Source organism: Streptomyces sp. NPDC057616 (genome assembly GCF_042800575.1).
Lineage (GTDB): Bacteria > Actinomycetota > Actinomycetes > Streptomycetales > Streptomycetaceae > Streptomyces.
Genome location: NZ_JBHVGU010000021.1, coordinates 105,466 through 131,783 on the forward strand (window position 1 = coordinate 105,466; position 26,318 = coordinate 131,783).

The 26,318-nt window shown below is 72.9% G+C and carries 22 protein-coding genes; 5 read left to right on the forward strand and 17 right to left on the reverse strand.

The annotated features are described in order from the left end of the window. Nucleotides 1-2 precede the first annotated feature (2 nt). The 5 genes from ACFU97_RS26085 to ACFU97_RS26105 form a co-directional block, all read right to left on the reverse strand. The gene (locus tag ACFU97_RS26085) at nt 3-1,076 is read right to left on the reverse strand and encodes a PhoH family protein (protein ID WP_384260858.1); all 1,074 of its coding nucleotides are present in this window, start codon (nt 1,074-1,076) and stop codon (nt 3-5) included. 141 nt (nt 1,077-1,217) lie between these two features. Continuing rightward, nucleotides 1,218-2,363: a carbohydrate kinase family protein gene (locus tag ACFU97_RS26090; RefSeq protein ID WP_384260861.1), complete on the reverse strand. Its 1,146-nt coding sequence runs from the start codon at nt 2,361-2,363 to the stop codon at nt 1,218-1,220. 229 nt (nt 2,364-2,592) lie between these two features. Continuing rightward, complete coding sequence (locus ACFU97_RS26095) at nt 2,593-3,996, reverse strand: MFS transporter (RefSeq protein ID WP_384260864.1); 1,404 nt, start codon at nt 3,994-3,996, stop codon at nt 2,593-2,595. 112 nt (nt 3,997-4,108) lie between these two features. Then, the gene (locus ACFU97_RS26100; protein WP_384260866.1) at nt 4,109-5,398 is read right to left on the reverse strand and encodes a glucarate dehydratase family protein; all 1,290 of its coding nucleotides are present in this window, start codon (nt 5,396-5,398) and stop codon (nt 4,109-4,111) included. Then, entirely contained in the window at nt 5,395-6,291 is an 897-nt protein-coding gene (locus tag ACFU97_RS26105) for a 5-dehydro-4-deoxyglucarate dehydratase (protein WP_384261003.1), read from the reverse strand. The genes ACFU97_RS26100 and ACFU97_RS26105 overlap by 4 nt, the downstream gene beginning before the upstream one ends. Before the next feature lie 142 nt (nt 6,292-6,433). Between ACFU97_RS26105 and ACFU97_RS26110 the strand changes: the two genes are divergently transcribed. Both ACFU97_RS26110 and ACFU97_RS26115 read left to right on the forward strand, forming a co-directional pair. Next, nucleotides 6,434-7,216, forward strand: a complete 783-nt coding sequence (locus tag ACFU97_RS26110; RefSeq protein WP_384260869.1) for an IclR family transcriptional regulator — start codon at nt 6,434-6,436, stop codon at nt 7,214-7,216. Between the two features lie 220 nt (nt 7,217-7,436). Continuing rightward, nucleotides 7,437-8,627: an MFS transporter gene (locus ACFU97_RS26115; protein WP_384260870.1), complete on the forward strand. Its 1,191-nt coding sequence runs from the start codon at nt 7,437-7,439 to the stop codon at nt 8,625-8,627. A gap of 9 nt (nt 8,628-8,636) precedes the next feature. On the opposite strand, the gene ACFU97_RS26120 is transcribed toward ACFU97_RS26115, so the two are convergent. The 10 genes from ACFU97_RS26120 to hrcA form a co-directional block, all read right to left on the reverse strand. Continuing rightward, nucleotides 8,637-9,626 (reverse strand): adenosine deaminase, encoded by a 990-nt coding sequence (locus tag ACFU97_RS26120; RefSeq protein ID WP_384260873.1) that lies wholly within the window; start codon nt 9,624-9,626, stop codon nt 8,637-8,639. 20 nt (nt 9,627-9,646) lie between these two features. After that, a complete protein-coding gene (locus ACFU97_RS26125; RefSeq protein ID WP_384260875.1) occupies nt 9,647-10,552 on the reverse strand; it encodes a ribonuclease Z in 906 nt (301 codons plus the stop codon). 6 nt (nt 10,553-10,558) lie between these two features. Continuing rightward, nucleotides 10,559-10,912: a histidine triad nucleotide-binding protein gene (locus tag ACFU97_RS26130; protein ID WP_384260878.1), complete on the reverse strand. Its 354-nt coding sequence runs from the start codon at nt 10,910-10,912 to the stop codon at nt 10,559-10,561. A 64-nt stretch (nt 10,913-10,976) separates the two neighbouring features. Then, the gene (locus ACFU97_RS26135) at nt 10,977-14,228 is read right to left on the reverse strand and encodes a S41 family peptidase (protein ID WP_384260880.1); all 3,252 of its coding nucleotides are present in this window, start codon (nt 14,226-14,228) and stop codon (nt 10,977-10,979) included. 45 nt (nt 14,229-14,273) lie between these two features. Beyond that, the gene (locus ACFU97_RS26140; RefSeq protein ID WP_384260883.1) at nt 14,274-14,828 is read right to left on the reverse strand and encodes a hypothetical protein; all 555 of its coding nucleotides are present in this window, start codon (nt 14,826-14,828) and stop codon (nt 14,274-14,276) included. Between the two features lie 178 nt (nt 14,829-15,006). Further along, entirely contained in the window at nt 15,007-15,399 is a 393-nt protein-coding gene (locus tag ACFU97_RS26145) for a VOC family protein (RefSeq protein ID WP_384260885.1), read from the reverse strand. Nucleotides 15,400-15,419: 20 nt separating this feature from the next. Beyond that, nucleotides 15,420-16,172, reverse strand: a complete 753-nt coding sequence (locus ACFU97_RS26150) for a 16S rRNA (uracil(1498)-N(3))-methyltransferase (protein WP_384260888.1) — start codon at nt 16,170-16,172, stop codon at nt 15,420-15,422. Then, nucleotides 16,169-17,245 (reverse strand): nitronate monooxygenase, encoded by a 1,077-nt coding sequence (locus tag ACFU97_RS26155; protein ID WP_384260890.1) that lies wholly within the window; start codon nt 17,243-17,245, stop codon nt 16,169-16,171. The genes ACFU97_RS26150 and ACFU97_RS26155 overlap by 4 nt, the downstream gene beginning before the upstream one ends. A 100-nt stretch (nt 17,246-17,345) precedes the next feature. Beyond that, complete coding sequence (gene dnaJ / locus ACFU97_RS26160) at nt 17,346-18,482, reverse strand: molecular chaperone DnaJ (protein WP_384260892.1); 1,137 nt, start codon at nt 18,480-18,482, stop codon at nt 17,346-17,348. Beyond that, nucleotides 18,483-19,499, reverse strand: coding sequence for a heat-inducible transcriptional repressor HrcA (gene hrcA, locus ACFU97_RS26165; protein WP_384260895.1), 1,017 nt, complete (start codon nt 19,497-19,499; stop codon nt 18,483-18,485). Between the two features lie 151 nt (nt 19,500-19,650). On the opposite strand from hrcA, the gene ACFU97_RS26170 reads away from it, so the two are divergent. Both ACFU97_RS26170 and ACFU97_RS26175 read left to right on the forward strand, forming a co-directional pair. After that, entirely contained in the window at nt 19,651-20,379 is a 729-nt protein-coding gene (locus tag ACFU97_RS26170) for an MBL fold metallo-hydrolase (protein WP_384260897.1), read from the forward strand. A gap of 34 nt (nt 20,380-20,413) precedes the next feature. After that, nucleotides 20,414-21,220, forward strand: a complete 807-nt coding sequence (locus tag ACFU97_RS26175) for a DUF3097 domain-containing protein (RefSeq protein ID WP_384260899.1) — start codon at nt 20,414-20,416, stop codon at nt 21,218-21,220. Nucleotides 21,221-21,669: 449 nt separating this feature from the next. Here the strand turns inward: ACFU97_RS26175 and hemW are convergent, their stop codons facing one another. Together hemW and ACFU97_RS26185 are read right to left on the reverse strand one after the other, a co-directional pair. After that, the gene (gene hemW / locus ACFU97_RS26180; RefSeq protein WP_384260902.1) at nt 21,670-22,902 is read right to left on the reverse strand and encodes a radical SAM family heme chaperone HemW; all 1,233 of its coding nucleotides are present in this window, start codon (nt 22,900-22,902) and stop codon (nt 21,670-21,672) included. Between the two features lie 46 nt (nt 22,903-22,948). Next, entirely contained in the window at nt 22,949-24,862 is a 1,914-nt protein-coding gene (locus ACFU97_RS26185) for a SpoIIE family protein phosphatase (RefSeq protein ID WP_384260905.1), read from the reverse strand. A 192-nt stretch (nt 24,863-25,054) separates the two neighbouring features. Between ACFU97_RS26185 and ACFU97_RS26190 the strand changes: the two genes are divergently transcribed. Next, the coding region (locus tag ACFU97_RS26190; RefSeq protein WP_384260908.1) for a HAMP domain-containing protein at nt 25,055-26,318 on the forward strand (1,264 nt) is incomplete at its 3' end.

Sequence of the window (26,318 nt, forward strand, 5' to 3'; positions counted from 1 at the left end):
GTCTACTTCCCCTTGTGCCCGGACTGCCTGCCCCGGCCGCCCTTGTGGGAGCCGTTCTCGGTGCCGTGCTTGCTGTCGTACTTCTCGTACGCGTCGACGATACGGCCCACCAGCTTGTGCCGTACGACGTCGTGGGACGTGAGGCGGGAGAAGTGGACGTCCTCGACGCCCTCCAGGATCTCCTGGACCTGGCGCAGACCCGACTTGGTGCCGCTGGGCAGGTCGACCTGCGTCACGTCACCGGTGATCACTATCTTCGAGTCGAAGCCGAGCCGGGTGAGGAACATCTTCATCTGCTCGGGGCTCGTGTTCTGGGCCTCGTCCAGGATGATGAAGGCGTCGTTCAGGGTGCGGCCGCGCATGTACGCGAGCGGCGCGACCTCGATGGTCCCGGCGGCCATCAGGCGCGGGATCGAGTCCGGGTCGAGCATGTCGTGCAGCGCGTCGTAGAGCGGGCGCAGGTAGGGGTCGATCTTCTCGTAGAGCGTGCCCGGCAGGAAGCCGAGACGCTCGCCGGCCTCGACCGCCGGACGGGTCAGGATGATGCGGTTGACCTGCTTGGACTGCAGGGCCTGCACCGCCTTGGCCATGGCGAGGTAGGTCTTGCCGGTGCCGGCGGGGCCGATGCCGAAGACGACCGTGTGCTTGTCGATCGCGTCGACGTACCGCTTCTGGTTGAGGGTCTTGGGGCGGATGGTGCGGCCGCGGGAGGACAGGATGTTCTGCGTGAGTACCTCGGCCGGGGTCTCCTGGCCGTCGCTCGTCCCGTTCTCGCTCGCCTTCAGCATGGCGATCGAGCGTTCCACTGCGTCCTCCGTCATCGGCTGCCCGGTGCGGAGCACCAGCATCATCTCGTCGAACACGCGCGAAATCAGGGCGACGTCCTTCGGGTCGCCGACCGCGCTGATCTGATTGCCCCGGACATGGATGTCGGCCGCCGGGAAGGCCGTCTCGATCACGCGCAGAAGGGAGTCGCCGGACCCCAGAACTGTGACCATCGGGTGCTGGGCGGGGACGGTGAACTCTGCTCGTGCCTGCCCCTGCGCGGGGCTGTGAGCTGTGGGTGTCTGAGTCATGGGCCGGCTCGTAGGCCTTGCTCGTCCTCCTCGTTACGGCACGCTGCCCGATGGGGCTGCCTGGCGATTTCAAGGGTACGCCGGGGCAGTGACAACGCCGTAGGGCTTTTCCGTGCCCCGTGTTTCACAGCGCCACGCCCGCTACGCGGATCTGAAACCGATCGTCGGCACCGCCCGGCGCAGCGGCCACGGCCGCGCCTCCTCCTCCGGGACGAGCGTCTGCAGGAAGGCGTACCGGCGCAGGGCGGCCGGGTCCTGGCTGCGCACCGACTGCACCTCGCGCCACCAGGCGCCGATCTCCGACCAGCCCGGCGCGGACAGGGAGCCGCCGAACTCCTGCACCGACAGGGCCGCCGTGAGGCCCGCGAAGGCGAGGCGGTCGGCGAGCGGCCAGCCGGCGAGGGTGCCGGTGACGAAGCCGGCCACGAAGACGTCGCCCGCGCCGGTCGGGTCCAGGGCCTCCACCGCGATGGCGGGGACCTCGGCGGTCTCGCCGGTGCGGCGGTCCACCGCGTACGCGCCCTCGGCGCCGAGGGTGACCACCGCGAGCGGCACGTGTTCGGTCAGGGCGTGGGCGGCGGCGCGGGGGCAGGTGGCGCCGGTGTAGCGCATCGCCTCCTCCGCGTTCGGCAGGAAGGCCTCGCAGTGTTCGAGGTCGGCCAGGCCCGCGAGGTCCCAGGCGCCGCTGTCGTCCCAGCCGACGTCGGCGAAGATGCGGGTGCCGCGGGCGGCGACCTCCGCGATCCAGGGGGCGCGCCTGCCCGGGCTGAGCGCGGCGATCGCGGCACGTGCGCGCGGGGTTGGGTCGTGGCTGCCGGCCTGGTCGAGGACGGCCTCGAAGGGCGGCTCGTGGCCGTGGGAGACCATCGTGCGCTCGCCCTCGTACGCCATGGAGACGGTGACCGGGGAGTGCCAGCCGGGGAGGGTGCGGGAGGTGGAGAGGTCGATGTGCTCGCCCTGCTCCAGCGCGTCCCAGCAGTACTCGCCGTAGTGGTCGTCGCCGAAGGCCGCGGCCAGGGACGTCTTCAGGCCGAGGCGGGCCAGGGCGGTGGCCATGTTCGCCACGCCGCCGGGGCTCGACCCCATCCCGCGCGCCCAGGACTCCGTCCCGCGCACCGGGGCGGAGTCGAGCCCGGTGAAGATGATGTCGAGGAAGACCGTGCCGGTGAGGTACACGTCCCAGGGCGGATCGTCCGGACTGCGCAGCGCGGCCAGGGGGTCGACCTGGGCCTGGCACTGCGGTCCTTCGGTGATGGGCGACGGTCCCTTCCCGGTGGGGGTGATCACGGTGCGCTCCCTGACATGGTGCGGATCAGGCCAGTGTGCACCACCCCACCGACAGCACGCCGACCAGAACGCCCCGGTGAACGCCGTCCCCCCGCCCGGCAACCACCGACCGCATCAGGCCGCGGCCAGGTACGCAGCGCCTCCGGTGCCGCGTCGGCCCGGCCAGGAAGCGAGCGCCGATCAGCCCCACCAGCCCGGCCCCGGCTCCCGGCCCCGGCCCCCGGCCGGATCAGGCCGCCGAACCTCCCCACCGCCCCGTACGCAGCGCCTTCGGTGCCGTCTCCGGGGCCGGTGCCGGCGCGGCCGGTGCCGGGCGCGGGCGGACGCGGTCGTTGCGGCCGCCGCCGCGGACCAGCAGCACACTCAGCGCGGCCAGGAAGCCGACCACCGTCAGCCCCACCAGCCCGGCCTTGGTCGAACCCGTGGCGTCCTCGATGAGGCCGAAGGCCGTGGGGGCCACGAAGCCGCCGAGGTTGCCGATGGAGTTGACGAGGGCGATGCCGGGCGCCGCCGCCCGTGCGTCCAGGTAGCTCTGGGGGATCGTCCAGAAGATCGGGGAGGCCGGCTTGAAGCCCATGGCGGCCAGGCACAGCGCGCCGAGGCTCACCCAGGGCGAGACGAACACCGCGAGCAGGGTGCCGCAGCCGCCGAGCACGAGCAGGGCGATCAGGACCGGGCGCCGCTTGCCGATGCGGTCGGAGATCCGCCCGGCGCCGTAGACCGCGGCGATCGCGCACAGCCACGGGACCGCCGTCAGCAGGCCGACCTGGAAGTCGCTCAGCCCGCCGATGTCGTCCACGATCGACGGCAGCCAGAACGTCACCGCGTACAGGGCGACGTTGATCGCGAAATAGATCCAGAGGAAGAGCAGCATCTGGGGGTCGGCCAGCAGCTTCCAGCGGGAGACGTGGGCCCCGGTGCCGCGCCGCTCGTCACGGGCGGCCTGTTCGGTGTCGATGACCGCCACCAGCTCCCGCTTCTCCTCCTCCGTCAGCCAGCGCGCGTTCTCGATTCCCGAGTCGAGGAAGCGGAAGACGACGAACCCGAGGACCACGGAGAAGACGCCCTCGACGAAGAACATCCACTGCCAGCCGGAGTGGCCCCAGATGCCGTGCATTTCGAGGAGCGCGCCGGAGATCGGGCCGACGATCACCGTCGCCGTACCGGACCCCATCAGGAAGATCGAGGTGGCGCGGCCGCGGTGGGAGTCGGGCAGCCAGCGGGAGAAGTAGTAGATGACGGCCGGGAAGAAGCCCGCCTCCGCGACGCCGAGCAGGAAGCGCAGGGCGTAGAACGCGCCGGGGCTGTTCACGAAGGCCATCGCCGTCGCCACCACACCCCAGCTGATCATGATCCGGGTCAGCCAGACCTTGGGCCCGAAGCGCTCCATCAGCATGTTGGAGGGGACTTCGAAGAGGGCGTAGGCGATGAAGAAGATGCCGGCGCCGAGGCCGAACGCGGCGGCCGACAGGCCGACGTCCGCGCGGAGCTGGTCCTGTGCGAAGCCGAGGTTGACGCGGTCCATGTAGTTCGCGACGAACATCACGAAGAACAGCGGGACCACACGGCGGAAGATCTTGCGGATGGCGGACTCGACCGCCGGCGGGTGGACTTCGGGGGTTGCTGCAGACACGAGCGGCTCCGGTCGTGAGCAGGGGAAGGGGAGGTGTCGGGGGTGGCCGTGGGGGGTTTCCGTGGGGGGGCTGCCAAGGGGGGCTTACCGGCGGGGAGTTGTCAGGGGGAAATCACCAGCGGGGCACGGCGGGGGTGACCCACCGGGGGTCCGCGACGCGCATCGCCGCCGCGTCGTCGCGCTCGCGCAGCGTGCCGTCGTCGTCGAGCCACCGCTGGTGCAGCGACTTGAGCTTCGCGCGGTCGAGTTCGACGCCGAGGCCCGGCGCGTCGGAGACGGCGACCTTGCCGCCGGCGAAGGTCAGCCGCTCGGTGAGCACGTCCTCCGACTGCCAGGGGTAGTGCGAGTCACAGGCGTGGTGCAGGTTCGGCACGGTGGACGCGACATGGGTCATCGCGGCCAGGCTGATCCCGAGGTGGGTGTTGGAGTGCATGGAGACACCGACGCCGAAGGTGCGGCAGACGGCGGCGAGTTGCTGGGTGTTGCGCAGCCCGCCCCAGTAGTGGTGGTCGGAGAGGACGACCTGGACGGCGCCCTTGGTGAACGCCTCCTCGATCTCGGCGAACGTCGTCACGCACATGTTGGTGGCCAGCGGCACGCCCGTGGCGGCGGCCACCTCGGCCATCGCCGGGGTGCCCAGCGCGGGGTCCTCCAGGTACTCGAGGACGTCCCCGAGCTCCGCGGCCACCTTGAGCGAAGTCTCCACGGACCAGGCGCCGTTGGGGTCCAGTCGCAGCGGGTGCCCGGGGAACGCCTCGGCCAGCGCGCGGATCGCGGCGATCTCCTCGTCCGGCGGGAAGACACCGCCCTTGAGCTTGAACGAGGTGAACCCGTACCGCTGCGTGAACGTCCGGGCCTGCTCGACGACCCCGGCCGGGTCGACCGCGGCACCCCAGTCGTCCTGCTCGCAGGCCACGCCCTCGGGGTGGCCGGCCCACTTGTAGAACAGGTAGGCGCTGTACTCGACCGCGTCGCGCACCTTGCCACCGAGCAGCGCGTGCACGGGCAGGCCGAGCGCCTTGCCGAGGGCGTCCAGACAGGCGACCTCGAAGCCGGAGACGACGGACAGCCGCAGCTTGTCGGCGGTCTGGACGCCGCGCAGCCCGCCGACGTCGACCTGCCCAAAGACCCGGGTGTCGTCCACGGCGACCTCGTCCGCGATCGTGAACAGCCGGTTCAGGTCGCTGACCTGACGGCCCTTCAGTTTCCGGGCGAACGGCTCCGCCAGCTCCAGGTACTTGGTGTCGCCGTACGTCTCGCCCACACCGGTGATCCCGTCGGCCGTCACCACCTCCACGATCAGCCGCGGCGTGTACGGCTGGTGCACGCCCTGCGTGTTGAGCAGCGGCGGGTCGGCGACCAGGATCGGCGTCAGCCGTACGTCGGTGATGGTGAGGTTCACAGGGAGGCTCCTACGAGGTCGAGTCCGGTGGCCAGGAGGGTCTTGAGGTCCGCCAGGTCGGCGGCCGAGGGGTCGGTGAGCGGGGCGCGTACGGGGCCGACGGGCCGGCCGCGCAGCCGGGCCGCCGCCTTCACCAGCGACACGGCGTATCCCGGTACGCGGTCGCGGAGTTCGACGAGCGGGACGTAGAAGTCGCGCAGCAGCGTCCCGGTGGTGGCCAGGTCCTCCTTCTGCAGCGCCGTGAAGAAGGCGTTCGCGATCTCCGGGGCGAAGGCGTGCACGGCGGAGGAGTAGGCGGGGACGCCGACGGTGGCGTAGGCGCGGGCCTGGATCTCGGCGGTGGAGGCGCCGTTGAAGAACAGGAAGCCGTCCGGGGCGGCCAGGGTGAGGCGCTGGAGGCGGTCGAGGTCGCTGTGGCCGTCCTTGAGGCCGATGACGTTCGGGATCCGTGCGATGCGCCGCAGCGAGTCGGCGGTGAAGGCGACCTGGCCGCGCTGGTAGGCGATCAGCGGCAGCCGGGTGCGGGCCGCGATCTGCTCCAGCTGGGCGACCAGGCCGTCCTGCGGCGCGGCGACCAGGTAGTGCGGCAGGACGAGGAGCGCGTCGGCGCCGGCCTCCTCGGCGATGCGCGCGAACCGCGCGGCCTGCGCCCAGCCGTAGCCGACGCCGGCGACGACGGGCACGCGCCCGCCCGCCTCCTCGACCGCGACGGTCACGACCTGCCGGTACTCGTCCTCGTCCAGCGAGAAGAACTCGCCGGTGCCGCAGGCCGGGAAGACGGCGCCGGGCGCGGTGGCGAGCTGGGCGGCGAGATGGGCGCGGCAGCCCTCCGGGTCGAGCGAGCCGTCCTCGTGGAACGAGGTCAGCGGGAAGGAGAGCACCCCCTTCTCCATCCCGTCCCGCAGCCTGTGCGCAGCCGTCCTCGCCTCAGTCACAGCATCTCCCCATGTAGATGTCGTCTACGTATGAAGACAGAGCTTAGATATGCGAACATCGGCCGTCAACGGTCCGGTGCCGGCCGATTACCATCGCCCCATGTCGGAGACTGATGGCGTCCGCGAGGTGAAGTCGGCCGCCCGGACGGTCGAGCTGCTGGAACTGCTCGCGGCGCGCGGCGACCGGCCCGCGCGGCTGCAGGAGCTGGCGGACGAGCTGGGCGTGCCGCGCAGCTCGATGTACGCGCTGCTGCAGACCCTGATCGGCCGGGGCTGGGTGCGCACGGACATCACCGGCTCGCTCTACGGCATCGGCATCCACGCCCTGCTCACCGGCACCAGCTATCTGGACTCCGACCCGCGCGTGCGCATCGCGCGGCCGCACCTCGACGAGGCCTCCGACGCGCTCGGCGAGACGATCCACCTGGGGCGGCTGGACGGCCGGGACGTGGCGTACCTCGCGACCCGCGAGTCGCACGAGTACCTGCGCACCATCAGCCGGGTCGGCCGCCGGCTGCCGGCCCACGTCGGCGCCCTCGGCAAGGCGCTGCTGGCCGAGCGGGGCGACGAGGAGCTCCCCGAGGGGCCGTACCCGGCGATGACGCCCAACACCCGCACCGGCAGGGAGGACCTCGCCGCCGATCTCGCCGAGATCCGCGCCCGCGGCTACTCGGTCGACCGCGAGGAGGGCGTCCTCGGCATCGTCGGCTTCGGCTTCGCGCTGCGCTACGACACTCCCGCCCAGGACGCGATCAGCTGCTCGGTGCCGGTGGCCCGGCTGACGCCGGAGCACCAGGAGAAGATCGTCGCGGTGATGCGGGAGATCCGGCTGAAGATCGAGTCGAGCGCACCCGGCGCGGGGGGCTCGGCGCACTGGCGTTAGCGCGCCTCCACGCAGGCGGAAGGCGCCTGCTCACCGGATGCGGGGCGCTCGTCTACCCGCACTTCCGCACCCCAAACAGAACGTGTGCCAGATCACACCGTCTGGGCTTCTTTCGCAAACCGCGTGCTTGATACAACTTGCTCGCGCGTTCCTGTCCGTCGACGGCCTGCGCCCCACCCCCTTTCTTGTGCCGCTCCTTTCGCATGCCCTGGGAACGCCCGTGTTCGCCCCTCGCACCATCCCCTGGCCCCTCGTCGCCCTTTTCACGGCCGGGTACCTCGCCCCCTACCTGCTGCCCACCACCGTGGGCCGGCTGGATTCGGGGCTGCCACTGACCGCCACACAGGCGGGCGCCATCGGCAGTGCGCTGCTGCTGAGTTCGGCCTCGGCCGGCTTCCTGCTGGCCTCGCGCGTCGAACGGACCGGGGCCCGCACCCTGGCCCGGATCGGACTCACACTCGCCGTGCTCGGCTACGGCACCGCGGCGCTGACCCACTCCGTCCTCGCCGTCGTCCTCGGCGCGCTGGTCGGCGGATTCGGCTCCGGTACGGCCACCACCGTGGCCGCCACCGGGATCGCCGCCCAGCCCGACCCGCACCGCACGACCACGGTCGGCCTGCTCGGCGTCTCCGCGCTCGCGGGCGCCGTCTATCTGACCGTGCCCCACCTCGGTGCGGGCCACGGGCAGCCGCTGGCCGCGATCGCCCTCACCGCGCTCGCCGTCCTGCCGCTCACCGGCCGCCTGCCGCTGCGCACGGCCACCCAGCGGTCCGCCCTGGACGGCCCCCGCCTCCCCCACTTCCGCTCCGGCCTCGTCCTCGCCCTCGCCCTCCTGGGCTGGTCCCTCGCGCAGAACTCCCTGTGGGGCGTCAGCGGCCGCATCGGCCTGGCGCAGGCGCACCTGTCGGAGGCGACCGTGGGCGTGGTCTTCGCGGTGGCGCTCGGCGCCGGGCTGCTGGGCCTGACGGTCGCGGGCGCCGTCGGCCCGCGGTTCGGCCGGGCCGTCCCGGTGGGCGCCGGCACCGCCGTCATCGCCGGCTGCATCGTGCTCAGCGCCTCCGCGACCGACCTCACGACCTTCGCGGGCGGCGAGATCGCCTGGAACCTGCTCTACCCGGTGGTGCTGTCGTACGTGATCGGCCTCGCCGCCCTCCTGGACCCGCGCGGACGCTGGGCGGTGCTGGTCGGCTCGGCGTCCTCGCTCGGGACGGCGGCGGGCCCGCTGGCCGGCAGCGTGCTCGCCGCGCGGGCCGGCTTCCCGGTGATGGGCACGGTCCTCGCCGTCGGCCTCCTCGTGATCGCCGTGCCGATGACGGCGGTCGCCCTCCGCGTCGGCAGGACCACCCTCCCGGTCGTCGAGATCCCGGTGGAGACATCCGTCCCGAGCGCCTACGACACCAAGGCGGCGTAGCGGGCCCGGCTAGAACTCGTACGCCTCCACCTCGGCGAGATACCTGGCCCGCCGCTCCTCGTCGTCCTCCAGGAAGGACGCGGTGAAGGAGTTGCGGGCCAGCTCGCGCAGGCGCTCCTCGGACAGGCCCAGGGTGGCGCGCACGGCGGCGAAGTTGTCGCCGGCGTAGCCGCCGAAGTAGGCCGGGTCGTCGGAGTTGACGGTGCACATCAGGCCCGCGTCGAGCATCGCGGGGAGCGGGTGGTCGGCCAGGGTGTCGACCGTGCGCAGCCGGACGTTGGACAGCGGGCACAGGGTCAGCGGGACACGGTCCCGGACCAGCCGCGCGACCAGCGCCGGGTCCTCCATGCACCGCAGCCCGTGGTCGACGCGCTCGACGCCGAGCACGTCCAGGGCCTCCGTGACGTACTCCGGCGGGCCCTCCTCACCGGCGTGCGCCACCCGCCGCAGGCCGAGCCCCGCGGCGGTCTCGTACACCTCGCGGAACTTCGCCGGCGGGTGCCCCACCTCGGCCGAGTCGAGGCCGATGCCGGTGATCCGGTCCAGGTACGGCTTCGCCAGGTGCAGGGTCTCCAGGGCCGACTCGGCGGGCTCGTCCCGCAGGAAGCACAGGATGAGCCGCGTCGAGACGCCGTGGTGCGCCTCGCTGCTGCCCAGCGCGCGCCACAGCCCGTCCACGACCGTGCCCATCGCCACGCCCCGCGCGAGGTGCGCCTGCGGGTCGAAGAAGATCTCCGCGTGCCGCACGCCCTGCGCCGCGGCGCGGGCGAGGTAGGCGTTGGCGAGGTCCTCGAAGTCCCGCTCGGTGCGCAGGACGGTCATGAGCCCGTAGTACAGGTTCAGGAAGGACTGGAGGTCCTCGAAGTCGTACGCCTCGCGCAGCCGGCCGGTGTCGGCGTAGGGCAGCTCGACGCCGTTGCGCGCGGCGAGCTCGAAGGCCAGCTCCGGTTCCAGGGTGCCTTCGATGTGGAGGTGCAGTTCAGCTTTGGGGAGAGGCATCGAAGTATCGTACGGGTGTTTTACCGGCGTTTCGGAACCGGTACCCGCAGCAGATCGTGCGCGACGGTCAGCTCTCCCTCGAAGCCGGCGGCCCGCGCCTGCCGCTCGAACTCCTCCGCGTCGGTGTAGCGCTGGCTGAAGTGCGTGAGCACCAGGTGCCGGACGCCCGCCTCGCGCGCCACGGTCGCCGCCTGCCCGGCGGTGAGGTGGCCGTGCTCGGTCGCGAGGCCGGCGTCCTCGTCGAGGAAGGTCGACTCGATGACGAGCAGGTCGCAGCCCTCGGCAAGCGCGTGCACGCCGTCGCACAGCCGGGTGTCCATGACGAACGCGAACCGCTGGCCGCGGCGGACCTCGCTGACGTCCGCCAGCGAGACGCCGTCGACGGAGCCCTCCCGCTGCAGGCGGCCCACGTCCGGGCCCTTGATGCCGTGCGCCGCCAGCCGCTCGGGCAGCATGCGGCGCCCGTCGGGCTCGACGAGCCGGTAGCCGTAGGACTCGACGGGGTGGGAGAGCCGGCGCGCTTCGAGGGTGTACGAGTCCGTGACGGCGAGGACGCCGTCCGCGGCGACCGGCGCCTCGGTGAGCGCGACCGTCTCCCGGTACGCCGTCGCGTACCGCAGCCGGTCGAAGAAGTGCTGCCCCGAGGCCGGGTAGTGCGCGCTGATCTCGTGCGGCACCCGGTCGAGGTTGATGCGCTGGACGACGCCCGCGAGGCCCAGCGAGTGGTCCCCGTGGAAGTGCGTGACGCAGATCCGGTTCAGGTCGTGCGCGGCGACGCCGGCCCGCAGCATCTGGCGCTGCGTGCCCTCGCCGGGGTCGAAGAGGAGGCCCTCGCCGTCCCAGCGCAGCAGGTAGCCGTTGTGGTTGCGGTGCCGGGTCGGGACCTGGCTGGCGGTGCCGAGGACCACCAGTTCACGTACGGACATACGGAGTTACCCGGGGGGCCACTGCAGGCCGCGGCCGCCGAGGACGTGCGCGTGGGCGTGCCAGACGGTCTGGCCGGCGCCGGCGCCCGTGTTGAAGACGATGCGGTAGCTCTCCAGCTTGTCCTCGTCGGCGACGGACTGCGCCTCGCGCAGCACGTCGGCGGCGAGTTCCGGCGCTCCGGCGGCGAGCGCGGCGGCGTCCCGGTAGTGCGCCTTGGGGATCACCAGCACGTGCGTGGGCGCCTGGGGGTTGATGTCCCGGAACGCGACGGTGGTGTCCGTCTCCCGGACGATCGTCGCCGGGACATGACCTTCGACGATCTTGCAGAACAGGCAGTCGTCCTGCGGCTCCCCTGGCATGTGCTCTCCTCCGGCCGGCTGATCGCGTACGAGGGCATCGTATCCAGGGCCCGTCCCCCGGGCCTCAGTCCAGGCCCGGTGGTGTCTTGGCGGGGGTCTCCGCGAGGGCCTCCAGGGCGATGCGGATCGCCTCGTCGAGCTGGGGGTCCCGGTCCGCCGCGTGGTCCTGGGGGCTCTGGATCACCTCCACGTCCGGGTCCACGCCGCGGTTCTCCACCCGCCACTCGTAACCCTCCAGCCAGAACGCGTACTTGGGCTGGGTGATGAGCGTGCCGTCGACCAGCCGGTAGCGGCTGTCGATGCCGATCACCCCGCCCCAGGTCCGCGTCCCGACCACCGGGCCGATGCCGAGGGCCTTGATCGCCGCGTTGACGATGTCGCCGTCGGAGCCGGAGAACTCGTTGGCCACGGCGACGACCGGGCCGCGCGGCGCGTCCTGCGGGTAGCTGTAGGGGCGCATGCCGCGGGGCAGGGCCCAGCCGACGATGCGCCGGGCCAGCTTCTCCACCACGAGCTGGGAGGTGTGGCCGCCGCGGTTCTCCCGGACGTCGACGACCAGGCCCTCGCGGGCCACCTCGACGCGCAGGTCGCGGTGGATCTGGGCCCAGCCCGGGGCCTGCATGTCGGGGACGTGCAGGTAGCCGAGGCGGCCGCCGGAGCGTTCGTGGACGTGGGCGCGGCGGTCCGCCACCCACGCGTGGTAGCGCAGGGGTTCCTCGTCGGCCGTGGGGACGACCACCGCGTGCCGCGCCTCGCCGCCGCCGGCCGGGGAGACGGTCAGCTCGACGGGCTTGCCGGCCGTGCCGACGAGCAGCGGGCCGGGTCCGGTGACCGGGTCCACCGGGACGCCGCCGACCGCCACGATCGCGTCGCCCGCCCGCACCGCGACGCCGGGTGCGGCGAGCGGGGAGCGGGCGGCCGGGTCGGAGGTCTCCGTCGGCAGAATGCGGTCGATGCGCCAACTGCCGTCCTCGTGCCGGGAGATGTCGGCACCCAGCAGGCCCTGCCGGGGACCGTGGCCGTGGCCGCCGCGCGGGACGACGTAGGCGTGCGAGGTGCCGAGCTCGCCCTGCACCTCCCACAGCAGGTCGACGAGGTCGTCGTGGGTGGCGACCCGCTCCAGCACCGGCCGGTAGCGGTCGAGGACACCCGGCCAGTCGACGCCGCTCATGTCGGGCCGCCAGAAGTGGTCCCGCATGATGCGGCCGGTCTCCTCGTACATCTGCCGCCACTCGGCCGACGGGTCGACGGTCTGCCGGACCCGGGAGAGGTCGACGGTGACGTTCGTGTCGCTGTCGTCGTCGTTCGAGGCCCTGCGGTCGCTCGGGACGACCTTCAGCCGGCCGTCCGTCCACAGCAGCACCCGCTTGCCGTCGCCGCTCACCGCGAAGTGGTCGGCGTCGGCGGCGAGATGCTCCAGGCGGTGCTGCGCGAGGTCGTAGCGCTCCAGCTCGGTCCGCGGGTCGGGGTCGTCCGGGGTGGCCCGGGAGGAGCCGAGGACGCCCTGCACCGGGTGACGCAGCCACAGCACGCCGTCCTTGGCCGCGCGCAGGTTGGAGTAGCGGGCGGCCTCGACCGGGAACGGCACGATCCGGTCGGCGAGGCCCTCCAGGTCGATGCGGGTGGCCGGGGTGCCCTCGCTGTCGGGGGTCTCGTCCTTGTCCGGCGCGTCGAAGGAGCGGCCGTGCCGCTGCGGCCCGAAGGGCGAGGGGGTCGTCGCGGCCAGCGTGATCAGGTGCGGGCGGTCGCCGACCACGAAGGCCAGGTCGAAGACGTGCTCGTCGTAGACCGGGTCGAAGGAGCGGTTGGACAGGAAGGCGAGGTGCTTGCCGTCGAGGGTGAAGGCGGGGGCGTAGTCCTGGAAGCGGAGCGGTGTGGCCTCGGTGACCGACAGGTCGGTGGTGTTGGCGAGGCGCAGCTGGCGCAGCGGGCGCGGGCCGGGGTGGGACCAGGCCAGCCACGCCGAGTCGGGCGAGAAGACCAGGCCGGAGACGTCTCCGTCGTCGCTGCGGTCGACCTCGCGGACCTCGCCGGTCTCGCGCTCCACGAGCAGCACCCGGCCGTCGTGCGCGGCGACCGCGGCCCGGCTGCCGTCGGGTGCCATGGCGAGCCCGAGGACCCGGCCGAGCTGTCCCGCGGCGAGCCGGCGCGGGGTGGCGCCGGGCGCGAGGCCGGTGGCGGGCGCGAACTCCAGGGCGTCGTCGCCCTCCGCGTCCGTCACCCACACCACCCACTCCTCGCCCTCCGCCCGGAAGGTGCGCGGCAGCCGGGCCCGTACGCCGGGTGCGGCGGCCAGCGCGCGGGCCGGGCCCGAGCGGTGGGTGACCCAGTGCACGGCGCCCCGGACGGCGACCGCGCTGCCGCGCGCGGTGTGGTCCGGCGCGGCGGAGCCGAACCAGTGGGAGGCGTCCAGGTGGAAGGGCTGCCGGTCGTTGCGCTGCCCGCCGAGCCGGATGTCGATCCGGCGCGGTTCGGCTCCGTCGAGGTCGTCGAGGATCCACAGTTCACCGGCGGAGGCGTAGACGACCCGGGTGCCGTCGCCCGCGGCGTGCCGGGCGTAGAAGCCTCCCCCACTCCCGGCTTCGCTCGGGCGGGAGGTGCCCCCATGCGGCGTGTGCCGGCGCAGATCGGACCCGTCGGCGAGGGAGGAGTAGAGCGCCCCGGTGCCCTCGTGGTCGGAGAGGAAGGCGATCCGCTCCCCCGTCCAGACCGGGAACTCGAGGTTGCCGTCGAGGTCCTCGTGCAGCCGTACGAACTCGCCCTCGCCCTCCCGGTCGATCCACAACTTCCCGGCCGTACCCCCTCGGTAGCGCTTCCACCAGGCCGCCTCCCGCCCCATCGGCGCGGACAGCAGCACGGTGCTCGGCCCGTACGCGACACCGCCGACGGGTCCGTACGGCAGCAGGGTCGACGGTCCGCCGTCGAGCGGGACGGCGTGCGCCCAGGAGCGGCGCAGGCTGGCCTGGCCGTGCGTGGTGATCGCCAGGACCTGGCCGTCGGGGGTCCAGCCGCGCACCTGGGTGCGCCAACTCCCCCAGTGCGTCAGCCGCTTGGCCGGTCCGCCGTCGACCGGCGCGATGTGCACCTCGGGGGCACCGTCGCGGGCCGAGGTCCAGGCGACGGTGGTGCCGTCGGGCGAGATGCGCGGTGTGGAGACCGGCACGTCGTCGGCGCTGACCCGCCAGGCCCGGCCGCCGTCGAGGGGCGCGAGCCAGATGTCGTCCTCTGCGGCGAAGGTCACCAACTCGCCGTGCACATGCGGGAATCGAAGATAGACCGAGGGGGCTGCGGAGGCCGGCGAGGCGGGCTGAGTCACCCGATCACCTTAGGCAAGGGCGGCTCGCGCAACCAGGCCTTTCGATCACTTGCCCTCCACGGGCCAGCACTGCGGATCGCCCTTGCACCAGATGGTCCTGGTGACCGTCACGGTGACGGTGGCGCCCGGCTGCTGCCCGGTGGACGGGTTGTTGACGATGGGCGACGGCTTCGCGTTGCAGTCGCCTAGCCCGCTCACGTGGAACCAGACCTTGTTGCCGACCTTGGCGGTCAGATCACCGCGCACACACGCCCCGTCGACGGTCCGCGTGACCTTGCCGGTGACGGTGATGTCCTGCCCGTCCTTGGTCTGGCCCTGGCAGTCGACGTTGGCGATGGTGGTCTCGCTCGCCGTGGGTGCCTGGCTCGACGCCTGGTTGTTGTTGCCGTAGTTGGCGGTGCAGCTGAGCCACTGCACGTCGACGTGCTGCGCCTTCAGCGCCGCGGTCGCGGTCTGATCGGTCGTGTACGCCACCGACGCGGAGTTCAGCCCGTTGGGGTCACACGCCACGGCCCCGCCCACGGCGGCCATCACACAGGCCGTCGCAGCCGCGACCCGCCGTCCCCGCGGCCGCCGCCAGATCTGCCTCAACGCCCCCATGGACGGCAGCCTGCCACCGGTTGCCGTCCGGCGGTAGAGCGCAAACAGTCATTGAAGCGCGGCTGTGCCTTGAGCGACCCGCGTTCGAGCCGTCCTCCGGGGGCTTCGCCCCCAGGCCCCCGGATCGGCCCTGAAGGGGCCTCGTCCTCAAACGCCGGACAGGCTGAAACGCACGACGTCAGCCGCGCAGCAGCAGCCACTCCTGAAGCTCCACCAGGTTGCCCTCGGGGTCCTTGAGGTGGGCCACCCGCATCCGCTCCGTCATGGGCGACGGGCCGTGCAGCAGGGTCGCGCCGCGGCCGGCGATCTGCTCGCAGTAGGTGTCGAGGTCGTCGACGCGCAGGACCACCAGGGAGCGGTGGCCGGTCGCCGTGTCGCCCAGCTCGTTCAGCACCTCGGCCATCATCGACCGGTCCTGCAGGGCGATCCCCGCCGAGCCGGTGGCCGGGCTGAACTTCTCGTACGGCCCTTCGGCCGCGCCCGACTGCGGCTTGAGGCCGAGGACCTCGCAGTAGAAGCGGTAGCAGGCGGCGAAGTCGCTGACGAGGAGCCTGACCTGGGCGAGTTCCACGGTGTTTCCCCCTGGGGCGTTCAGGACCAGCGGCCGGTACGGCCGAGGAGCAGTGCGGTCGCCGCGGTACCCGCGGTCGATGTACGCAGCACGCTACGCCCGAGCCGGTACGCCTTCGCGCCCGCCTCCTCGAAGAGCGTCAACTCCTGCTCCGAGACACCCCCTTCGGGGCCCACGACCAGCACGATCTCGCCCTCGGCGGGCAGCTCCGCGGTCGCCAGCGGCTCGCTGGAGTACGCCCGGTCCTCGTGGAGCACGGCGGCGAAGTCGGCTTTGGCCAGAAGTGCGGCAACCTGCTTGGTCGTTGCCGCGTCCGCGACCTCCGGGAAGCGCAGCCGGCGGGACTGCTTGCCCGCCTCGCGGGCCGTGGCACGCCACTTGGCCAGCGCCTTCAGGCCCCGCTCGCCCTTCCACCGGGTGATGCAGCGGGCGGCCGACCAGGGCACGATCGCGTCCACGCCGGTCTCCGTCATCGTCTCGACGGCCAGCTCGCCGCGGTCGCCCTTGGGCAGGGCCTGCACGACGGTGATCCGGGGCGCGGGCTCGGGCTCGAACGGCAGCTCGGCGAGCTCGACGAACAGCCGGTCCTTGCCCTCTGTCCGCACCACCGTGCCGGCCGCGCCCCGGCCCTGGCCGTCGGTCAGCACCACGGCTTCGCCGGGCTGCAGCCGCCGTACGGAGACCGCGTGGCGGCCCTCGGGGCCGGCCAGCTCGACCACCGCCCCGGCGGCCACGCCCTCCAGCGAGTCGATCACGAACACGGGCGCGGTCATCGCATGTCCCCCTTGGCCGACAACGCTGTCGTGGCCGCGTCCAGCTCGGCGGCGAGAACCTCCACCAGCCGGGCGGCCGGGAGTTCGCGTGCCATGCGGTGGCCCTGGCCCGCCCACAGCGCCATGCCCTGCGCGTCGCCGGACGCGGCGGCCTTCTTGCGCAGCGGGGCGGTGAGGTGGTGGACCTCCGGGTAGGCGGCGGGGGCGTACGGGCCGTGCTCCCGCATGAAGCGGTTGACCAGACCGCGGGCCGGGCGGCCGCTGAACGCGCGGGTCAACTCCGTACGTACGAACAGAGGGTTGGTCAGCGCCTGCTTGTGGACGGCACTGGCGCCGGACTCCGGGGTGGCGAGGAACGCGGTGCCGAGCTGGGCCGCGCTCGCGCCCGCCGCCAGCACCCCGGCGATCTGCCCGCCGCGCATGACGCCGCCGGCGGCGACGATCGGGATGCTCACGGTCTCGCGCACCTGGGCGACGAGGGAGAGCAGGCCGATACCGGCGCCGTTGTTCTCCGGGGTGTCCCGGTGCGTGCCCTGGTGGCCGCCGGCCTCCACGCCCTGCGCGATCACCGCGTCCGCGCCGGCGCGCTCCACGGCGAGAGCCTCCTCCGCGGTCGTCGCGGCGACCAGGGTGAAGGTCCCGGCGCGGCGCAGGGAGTCGATCACCTCGCGGCTCGGCACGCCGAAGTGGAAGGAGACCACCGGCACGGGATTGTCGAGCAGTACCGCGAGCTTGGCGTCGAAGCCGTCGTCGCGGCCGCTGTCCGGGTCGCCGAGCTCGGTCTCGTACCAGGCGGCCTCGCCGGCCAGCTGGTGGGCGTAGATCTCGACCGCGCCGGGGTCGGCGTGGTCGGGCTGCGGCAGGAACAGGTTCACGCCGAAGGGGCGGGTGGTCAGCCCGCGGAGCTGCTTGATCTCCTGGTACATGCCGTCGGCCGTCTTGTACCCGGCGGCAAGGAACCCCAGCCCGCCCGCCTCGGACACGGCCTGGGCGAGGTGGGGCACGGAGACGCCGCCCGCCATGGGGGCCTGCACGATCGGATGAGGGAAGAGATCGGTCAGAGCGGAGGACATGACGGCATGTTGTCACGTCCTCCGTACAAGTCCGAATCCGCCCGTCCCCTTCGTACGGGCCGCCCGTGCCCTGCGTACGGGCGGCCGTGACGGGTGTGGCTCAGCGGCCGTTGAAGGCGTCCTTCAAGCGCGAGAACAGCCCTTGCTGGCCCGGCTGGAACTGCCCCTGCGGGCGCTCCTCGCCGCGCAGCTTCGCCAGCTCGCGCAGCAGCCGCTCCTGGTCGGGGTCGAGCTTGTTCGGGGTCTGCACCTCGACGTGCACGATGAGGTCGCCGCGGCCGCCGCCCCGCAGATGCGTCACGCCCCGGCCGTGCAGGGGGATGGACTGGCCGGACTGGGTGCCGGGCCGGATGTCGACCTCCTCCATGCCGTCCAGCGTCTCCAGCGGCACCTTGGTGCCGAGGGCCGCCGCGGTCATCGGGATCGTCACCGTGCAGTGCAGGTCGTCGCCGCGCCGCTGGAACGTGGAGTGCGGCAGCTCGTGGATCTCGACGTAGAGGTCGCCGGCCGGGCCGCCGCCGGGGCCGACCTCGCCCTCGCCCGCGAGCTGGATGCGGGTGCCGTTGTCGACGCCGGCCGGGATCTTGACCGTGAGCGTACGGCGGGAGCGGACCCGGCCGTCGCCCGCGCACTCCGGGCAGGGGCTGGGCACCACGGTGCCGAAGCCCTGGCACTGCGGGCACGGCCGCGAGGTCATGACCTGGCCCAGGAAGGACCGGGTGACCTGCGAGACCTCACCGCGGCCGCGGCACATGTCGCAGGTCTGCGCGGAGGTGCCCGGCGCCGCGCCCTCACCGTTGCAGGTGGAGCAGACGATCGCCGTGTCGACCTGGATGTCCTTCGTCGTGCCGAAGGCCGCCTCGTCGAGCTCGATCTCCAGCCGGATCATCGCGTCCTGGCCCCGGCGCGTGCGCGAGCGCGGACCGCGCTGCGACGCCGTGCCGAAGAAGGCGTCCATGATGTCGGAGAAGTTGCCGAAGCCACCGGCGCCGAAGCCGCCCGCGGCGCCGCCGCCCGCCTGCGAGAGCGGGTCGCCGCCGAGGTCGTAGACCTGCTTCTTCTGCGGGTCCGAGAGCACCTCGTAGGCGGCGTTGATCTCCTTGAACCGCTCCTGGGTCTTCGGGTCCGGGTTGACGTCCGGGTGCAGCTCGCGTGCGAGCCGCCGGAAGGCCTTCTTGATCTCTTCCTGCGACGCGTCGCGGCGCACGCCTAGAACGGCGTAGTAGTCCGTGGCCACTTACGACTCCGCCAGGATCTGTCCGACGTACCGTGCCACTGCGCGTACCGCTCCCATCGTTCCCGGGTAGTCCATGCGGGTCGGTCCGACCACGCCGAGCTTGGCGACTGCCTCGCCGCCCGAACCGTAGCCCACCGACACCACAGAAGTGGAGTTGAGTCCCTCGTAGGCGTTCTCATGACCGATGCGTACGGTCATGCCCGAATCTCCGGCCTCCCCAAGCAACTTGAGGAGCACGACCTGCTCCTCAAGCGCCTCCAGCACGGGGCGGATGGTGAGGGGGAAGTCATGTCCGAAGCGCGTGAGATTGGCGGTGCCGCCGATCATCAGCCGCTCCTCGTTCTCCTCGACGAGTGTCTCCAGGAGGGTGGAGAGCACCGTCGAGACCGTACCCCTGTCCTCGACGTCGAAGCCCTCGGGCAGGTCCTCGACCAGGCGCGGGACGTCCGCGAAGCGGCGGCCGGCGACCCTGCTGTTGAGCCGCGCCCGCAGATCCGCGAGCGAGGCCTCCCCGAACGGCGCCGGGCAGTCGACCATGCGCTGCTCGACCCGGCCGGTGTCGGTGATCAGCACCAGCATCACCCGCGCGGGGGCGAGCGAGAGCAGCTCCACGTGCCGCACCGTCGAGCGGGTCAGCGAGGGGTACTGCACGACGGCGACCTGCCGGGTCAGCTGCGCGAGCAGCCGCACGGTCCGCGCCACCACGTCGTCCAGGTCGACCGCGCCGTCGAGGAAGTTCTGGATGGCCCGCCGCTCGGGCCCGGTCATCGGCTTGACGCCGGCGAGCTTGTCGACGAACAGGCGGTAGCCCTTGTCGGTCGGGATGCGCCCGGCGCTGGTGTGCGGCTGCGCGATGTAGCCCTCGTCCTCCAGGGCCGCCATGTCGTTGCGCACGGTGGCCGGGGAGACGCCGAGGCCGTGCCGCTCGGTCAGGGCCTTGGAGCCCACCGGCTCCTCGGTGCCGACGTAGTCCTGGACGATGGCACGCAGTACCTGGAGCCGTCGTTCACTCAGCATCGCGCACACCTCCAGAAAATCGTCCCCGGGCGCTTCGCCTGGCACTCTGTCCATCCGAGTGCCAGAGTTCCCCGGCCCAGTGTACGGCGGTGGGGTACGCCCCGGGCAAGGCAGTCCCTGCCGGACCGGCCCGTACCGCTAGCGTCGCCGTATGACGGTGACTTGGGAAGAGCTCGGGTGGGAGCGGGTGGCGGCCGGGGTCGGGCGCTGCCGGCTTCCGCGCTGGGACTGCACGGCGGGCCTGGTCGTCGGCGAGGGCACGGCGCTCCTGATCGACGCGGGCTCCAGCCTGGCGGAGGGCACACGGCTGCGCACCGAGGCGGAGCGGCTCACCGGTCACCGTGTGACCCATCTCGCCCTCACGCATCCGCACTTCGACCACGTCTTCGGGACGGCGGCCTTCGCCGGTACGCAGGTGTACGGCGCGGTGGGCATGGACGCCCTGTTCGAGGCGCGGCAGGCGCGCGAGGAACTGCGCTCGGACGCGGTGGCCAACGGCCTGGACGCACAGGCGGCCGAGGAGGCCGTGGACGCGCTGACCGGTCCCCGCCACCACGTCTCCGGCGAGTGGACCCTCGACCTGGGCGGCGGCCGGCAGGTCCTGCTGGCGAACGTGGGCCCCGGCCACACCGCCCACGACCTGGCGGTGCTGGTGCCGGGCTCGCCCGAGGTGGTCTTCTGCGGCGACCTGGTCGAGGAGTCCGGGGAACCGCAGGCCGGGTCCGACGCCGTGCCGTCGCACTGGCCCGCCGCGCTCGACCGGCTGCTCGCGCTGGGCGGCGAGGACGCGCTGTACGTGCCCGGTCACGGAGCGGTGGTGGACGCGCGGTTCGTGCGGGCCCAGCGGGACGAGCTGGCGGCGCGTTTCGGCGTGTCGTGACCACCGGCCCGCCGGTTCTCCTATCGTCATCCGAATGCGCCAGTACTCCGCCGACCTCACCCCTCCGTGGAAGAAGCCCAGGCCGGTCCCGGAGGTGGCGGCCGAGCCGGGTCTGGTGGTCGAGGAGCCGGGCACCGGTTTCTGCGGCGCGGTGATCCGCTGCGAGGCGGGCACGGTGACGCTGGAGGACCGCTTCGGCAAGCACCGGGTGTTCCCTCTGGAGCCGCGCGGGTTCCTGCTGGAGGGCCGGGTGGTGACGCTCGTGCGCCCGTCCTCGGGCCCGGCCCGCCCCTCCCGTACTGCGTCCGGTTCGGTCGCCGTCCCGGGCGCACGCGCGCGGGTGGCCCGCGCCGGCCGCATCTACGTCGAGGGGCGGCACGACGCGGAGCTGGTCGAGAAGGTGTGGGGCGACGACCTGCGCGTCGAGGGCGTGGTCGTGGAGTATCTCGGGGGCGTCGACGACCTGCCGTCGATCGTGGCCGAGTTCGACCCCGGCCCGGACGCCCGGCTCGGCGTCCTGGTCGACCATCTGGTGCCGGGGACGAAGGAGTGGCGCATCGCCGAGTCGGTGGGCAGCGAGCACGCCCTGGTCGTCGGCCATCCGTACATCGACATCTGGGAGGCGGTGAAGCCGGCCGCCGTCGGCATCGACGCCTGGCCGCGCGTCCCGCACGGGCAGGACTGGAAGACGGGCGTGTGCCGCGCGCTGGGCTGGCCCGCGGAGAACACCGGGGCCGTGTGGCAGGCGATCCTGAAGCGGGTGGACTCCTACAAGGACCTGGAGCCGGAGCTGCTGGGCCGCGTCGAGGAGCTGATCGACTTCGTGACGGCGCCGGTCTGACGGCGCGGGGCCTCGCGGCGCCCGCGGCCGGGTCTCCTCCCCGCACAGCAGCTTCCGCGGGGCGAAGCGCCACAGGGCCCGCTCGCACCCGGAGCGGCACAGGGTGTCGTCGACGCCGATCCCGGCCGGCGCGTCCCAGCGGACCGGTACGGCCTCTCCTCGCCTCAGCATCCACAGGCCGGTGGCATCGAAGGCGACGCTGCTGTCGCGCTCCCGCCAGGCGAGCGGGAACAGCCACACGTCGAGCGGTCCGGCCGCCAGGACGAACACCAGGTCCGCCCGGCCACCGCCGTCGAGGACGGCGCGCAGCCCGAGCCGGCACAGGGCGCCGAGCAGCACGAAGACCGGCACCTGGATCGGCGGTCGCCGCCGTCCCCACCGCACCACGGCGGCGTTCCCGCTCGGCCGTTCGTCGGCGATCACGAGCGGGCAGTCCAGCCGAGGGCGCGTCAGTCCACCAGGTCCCTGACCACGGCGTCCGCCAGCAGCCGGCCGCGCAGCGTCAGCACGGCCCGGCCCTCCTCGTACGGGCCCTGCTGCAGCAGCTCGTCGGCGAGCGCGCGGCGGGCGGCCGCGCGCCCCTCCGGCTTCAGCAGGTCCAGCGGCACGCCCTCGCGCAGCCGCAGCTCCAGCAGGACGCGCTCCACCCGGCGGTCCTCCTCGGTGAGGAGCTCGCGGCCGGCGCCCGGGGAGCGGCCCTGCGCCAGGGCCGCCGCGTACGCGCCGGGGTGCTTCACGTTCCACCAGCGCACCCCGCCGACGTGGGAGTGCGCGCCGGGGCCCGCGCCCCACCAGTCCGCGCCGCGCCAGTACAGCTCGTTGTGCAGGCACCGGGCCTCGGCGGTGGTGGCCCAGTTGGAGACCTCGTACCAGTCGAAGCCGGCCGCGGACAGGACGTCGTCGGCGATCAGGTACCGGTCCGCGTGGACGTCGTCGTCCGTCATCGGGATCTCGCCGCGGCGGATGCGCCGGGCCAGCTGGGTGCCCTCCTCGACGATCAGGGCGTACGCCGACACATGGTCGGGGCCCGCGCCGATCGCCGCCTCCAGCGACGCCCGCCAGTCGTCGTCCGACTCTCCCGGCGTGCCGTAGATCAGGTCCAGGTTGACGTGCTCGAAGCCGGCCGCGCGGGCCTCCGCCACGCACGCCTCCGGGCGGCCCGGGGTGTGGGTGCGGTCCAGGACCTTCAGCACGTGCTGCCGGGCGCTCTGCATGCCGAAGGAGATCCGGTTGAAGCCGCCCTCGCGCAGGGCCGCCAGATAGGCCGGGTCGACCGACTCCGGGTTCGCCTCCGTGGTGACCTCGGCGTCCGGCGCGAGGCCGAACTCGTCGCGGATCACGCCCAGCATCCGGACGAGATCGTCCGCGTCCAGCAGCGTGGGCGTGCCGCCGCCCACGAAGACCGTGCGGACCGGGCGCGGGTCGTCGCCCAGGACCTTGCGGGCCAGGCGGACCTCGTCGGCCAGGGTCTGCGCGTAGTTGTCGCGGGAGGCGAGGACGCCGCCCGTGCCGCGCAGCTCGGTGGCGGTGTAGGTGTTGAAGTCGCAGTAGCCGCAGCGGGTCGCGCAGTACGGGACGTGCAGGTAGAACCCGAGGGGGCGGTCGGCGGCCGCGGCGAGCGCGGACGCGGGCAGGGCGCCGTCGGCGGGGACCGGCTCGCCGTCGGGAAGGGCGGAAGGCATGCCCTCCATTGTCCAGCACCCCGGCCGGAGCTGTGTCCCGCGCCGCTCACACCGCCTGCAGCACCAGCAGCGCCAGGTCGTCGTCCGGCGGCTTCCCGCCGAACTCGTGCACCAGCCGCCGGATGCGCTCGGCGATCAGCTGGGCGCTCAGGCCCGCGCACCCGGAGAGGGCGTCGGCGAGCCCGTCGGCGTCGTCGAACATGCGGGAGCCGTCGCGGCGTTCGGTCACCCCGTCCGTGACGCACAGCAGGCTCTCGCCGTTGCGCAGCTCGAAGGTCTCGCTGGTGTACGTCTCGTCCTCGACGACCCCGAGGAGGGTCTGCGGACGGGCGGCCGTACGGACGTCCCCGTGCGGGCCGAGCAGCAGCGGGAGCGGGTGCCCGGCGGAGGCGAGGGTGCAGCGGACACCGCCGTCGACGGGCGTCAGCTCGCCGTAGAGGAGGGACAGGAAGCGGGTCTGCGGGCCGTCGCCGGGGGCGGGCGGCCTGACCAGGGCGCGGGCGGCGGCGTCCGCGGCCTCGGTGGCGTCGTCGAGCAGCAGCCGGTTGAGGCGGTCGAGGACGTCGGCGACGCGGTAGCCCTCGCGCGCGAGCAGGCGCAGCCAGGGGCGGGCCAGGCCGATGACCACGGCGGCCTCCGGGCCCTTGCCCTGGACGTCGCCGACGGCGAAGCACCAGCGGCCGTCGCCGGCCGGGAAGAGGTCGTAGAAGTCGCCGCTGGGGCCGCCCTTGTCGCACGGCTCGTAGACGAGGGCGCTGCGTACGCCGGGGATCTCTGCGACGGCGGCGGGCAGCAGGCCGCGCTGGAGCACCTGGCTGATGGTGGCCTGGCGGGCGTACTGCCGTGCCGCGCCGATGGCGAGCGCCACCCGGCGGCTGAGGTCCTCGACCAGCCCGGTGACCTCGTCGGGGAAACGCAGCAGTCCGGCCCGTCCGATGACGAGCGTGCCGAGCGGGCGGCCTCCCGCGATCAGGCGGTAGGCGAGGGCCGCACCGTGCTCGTCGCGCACCCCGAGCGCCTCGCCGGGCCAGGGGTGCGGTACGGGCCCGGACCGTGACGGGTCGGCCGGATGCGGTGGATCCTTCTCCAGCGAGCGGCGCAGTTCCTCGATGCGGTTCTCGCTGCCGTGCCAGACGCGGGCGAGCCGGGGCCCGGCCCCGGCCGTGCCGTCGGCCCAGCGGCCCATGGCCTCGTCCTCCAGCCACACCGCGCACCAGTCCGCGAGCCGCGGCACGATCAGCTGCCCGGCGAGCGCGGCGACCAGGTTCTCGTCGAGCTGCCCGGCGAGCAGGTCGGAGGCCTCGGCGAGGAAGGACAGGGCGCCCCGGTGCAGCCAGTCCCGGTCGCGCTCGGCGCGCTGCGGGTCGGGCGCGAGGATCTCCGCGGCGCGCAGTCCGCGCTCCAGGGCGAGCCGGCCGCCGTACGCCTCCGCGCCCGCGGCGGTGCGCGTCTCGGGAGTCAGCCGCGCCCACACGGTCTTGGTGCCCTTGCGGAAGGTGACGCCCCACGATTCGGCGAGCGTGGCGACGAGACGCAGCCCGCGGCCGTACTCCGGTGTCTCGTACGGCACTTCGGCCTCCGAGTCGCGGGGCGCCCGGGAGGGGTGGTGGTCGCCGACCTCCACGACCAGCGCGCCCGAGTCGTGCTCCAGCCGGCACTCGAGCACAACCTCGGTGCCCGCGTGCACGACGGCGTTGGTGACGAGTTCGCTGACGACGAGCACGGCGTCGTCGACCAGGCGGTCGGTGAGGAGGTCGGCGCCGGGCAGTCGGGCGTCGGTCCACTCCGCGGCTGCGGAGCGCAGGAGGGCGCGGGCGGATCCGGGCGCGAGGGGGCTTCCGGGGAGCGTCGTGCACGTCTGCGCGCAGGACTCCGCATCCCCGTGTGCGGCCGTGTGCCCGGGCGCCGGCGCCCCGCAGGCACAGGGAGCGGTCTCCCGTTGCGTCGGAATGGCCCCCATGGACAGCTCCCCGAACGGTTCGGACGAATACGCCTCAGTCGATGCCGACAGAGTGACAGACTGGCCACGCCCATAAGCGCCGAGTTACCGAAGTGGGCCGCCATGAGTGAGAACAGTGCTACACGTGTGCTCGAAGACGGACAAAAAGCGGAACAAGTCAGAGCATCGGAGCTGCGCCCGCTGCTCGCCGCGATGACCGCGGCCCGGGACGGGGAATTCAAGAAGGTGCCCGAGACCGGCCAGGGGATCGTGGCCGAACTGACGGCGGCCTTCAACCAGATTGCGGACCGGAGCACGCACTTCAACGGTGAAGTGCAGCGTGTGAAACGGGAGTTGGTGCGTTACGGGCGGCTCGACGAGCGGGTCTCGGCCAGCCCGGGCCAGGGCGCGTGGACGTCCCGGGTCAACGACGTCAACCAGATCCTGGACGCCCTGGTGGCTCCGGCGGCCAACGCCACCCGGGTCCTGGACGCGGTGGCGGGCGGTGACCTCACCCAGCGGGTCGACCTGCACGACGGCAGCCGGCAGTTACGGGGTGACCTGCGCCGGCTGGGCCGCGCCGTCAACAAGATGGTCGACCAGCTATCGCTGTTCACGGGCGAGGTGACCCGGGTCGCGCGCGAGGTGGGCACGGAGGGGCGGCTCGGCGGACGGGCCAAGGTGACCGGACTGTCGGGCAGTTGGCGGGCCGTCACCGAGGCGGTCAACACGATGGCGTCCCGGCTGACCGCCCAGGTGCGCGACATCGCCCTGGTGACGACGGCGGTGGCCCGTGGCGACCTGACCCGTACGGTCACCGTCGAGGCGACCGGCGAGCTGCTCGAACTGAAGCTGACCGTGAACACGATGGTCGACCAGCTGTCCGCCTTCGCCGACGAGGTGACCAGGGTCGCCCGCGAGGTGGGCACCGAGGGCCAGCTCGGCGGCCGGGCCCAGGTGCGCGGTGTGTCGGGCGTCTGGAAGGACCTCACCGACAACGTCAACTTCATGGCCTCGAACCTGACCTCGCAGGTGCGCAACATCGCCCAGGTCACCACCGCCGTCGCCAACGGCGACCTGAGCCAGAAGATCACCGTCGACGCCCAGGGCGAGATCCTGGAGCTGAAGTCGACGATCAACACCATGGTCGACCAGCTCTCCGCCTTCGCCGACGAGGTCACCCGCGTCGCCCGCGAGGTCGGCACCGAGGGCAACCTCGGCGGCCGGGCCCAGGTACGCGGTGTGTCGGGCGTCTGGAAGGACCTCACCGACAACGTCAACTTCATGGCGGACAACCTCACTTCGCAGGTCCGCAACATCGCGCTGGTCTCCACCGCCGTCGCCCAGGGCGACCTCGGCAAGAAGATCACGGTCGAGGCGAAGGGCGAGATCCTGGAGCTGAAGTCGACGATCAACACCATGGTCGACCAGCTCTCCGCCTTCGCCGACGAGGTCACCCGCGTCGCCCGCGAGGTCG

Coding starts and splice junctions, on each gene's coding strand:
- ACFU97_RS26085 (WP_384260858.1), bottom strand. CDS start 1,076: ATGACTCAGACACCCACAGCTCACAGCCCCGCGCAGGGGCAGGCACGA.
- ACFU97_RS26105 (WP_384261003.1), bottom strand. CDS start 6,291: ATGGAGAAGGGGGTGCTCTCCTTCCCGCTGACCTCGTTCCACGAGGAC.
- ACFU97_RS26110 (WP_384260869.1), top strand. CDS start 6,434: ATGTCGGAGACTGATGGCGTCCGCGAGGTGAAGTCGGCCGCCCGGACG.
- ACFU97_RS26120 (WP_384260873.1), bottom strand. CDS start 9,626: ATGCCTCTCCCCAAAGCTGAACTGCACCTCCACATCGAAGGCACCCTG.
- ACFU97_RS26125 (WP_384260875.1), bottom strand. CDS start 10,552: ATGTCCGTACGTGAACTGGTGGTCCTCGGCACCGCCAGCCAGGTCCCG.
- ACFU97_RS26130 (WP_384260878.1), bottom strand. CDS start 10,912: ATGCCAGGGGAGCCGCAGGACGACTGCCTGTTCTGCAAGATCGTCGAA.
- ACFU97_RS26140 (WP_384260883.1), bottom strand. CDS start 14,828: ATGGGGGCGTTGAGGCAGATCTGGCGGCGGCCGCGGGGACGGCGGGTC.
- ACFU97_RS26150 (WP_384260888.1), bottom strand. CDS start 16,172: ATGACCGCGCCCGTGTTCGTGATCGACTCGCTGGAGGGCGTGGCCGCC.
- ACFU97_RS26155 (WP_384260890.1), bottom strand. CDS start 17,245: ATGTCCTCCGCTCTGACCGATCTCTTCCCTCATCCGATCGTGCAGGCC.
- hrcA (WP_384260895.1), bottom strand. CDS start 19,499: ATGCTGAGTGAACGACGGCTCCAGGTACTGCGTGCCATCGTCCAGGAC.
- ACFU97_RS26170 (WP_384260897.1), top strand. CDS start 19,651: ATGACGGTGACTTGGGAAGAGCTCGGGTGGGAGCGGGTGGCGGCCGGG.
- ACFU97_RS26175 (WP_384260899.1), top strand. CDS start 20,414: ATGCGCCAGTACTCCGCCGACCTCACCCCTCCGTGGAAGAAGCCCAGG.
- hemW (WP_384260902.1), bottom strand. CDS start 22,902: ATGCCTTCCGCCCTTCCCGACGGCGAGCCGGTCCCCGCCGACGGCGCC.
- ACFU97_RS26185 (WP_384260905.1), bottom strand. CDS start 24,862: ATGGGGGCCATTCCGACGCAACGGGAGACCGCTCCCTGTGCCTGCGGG.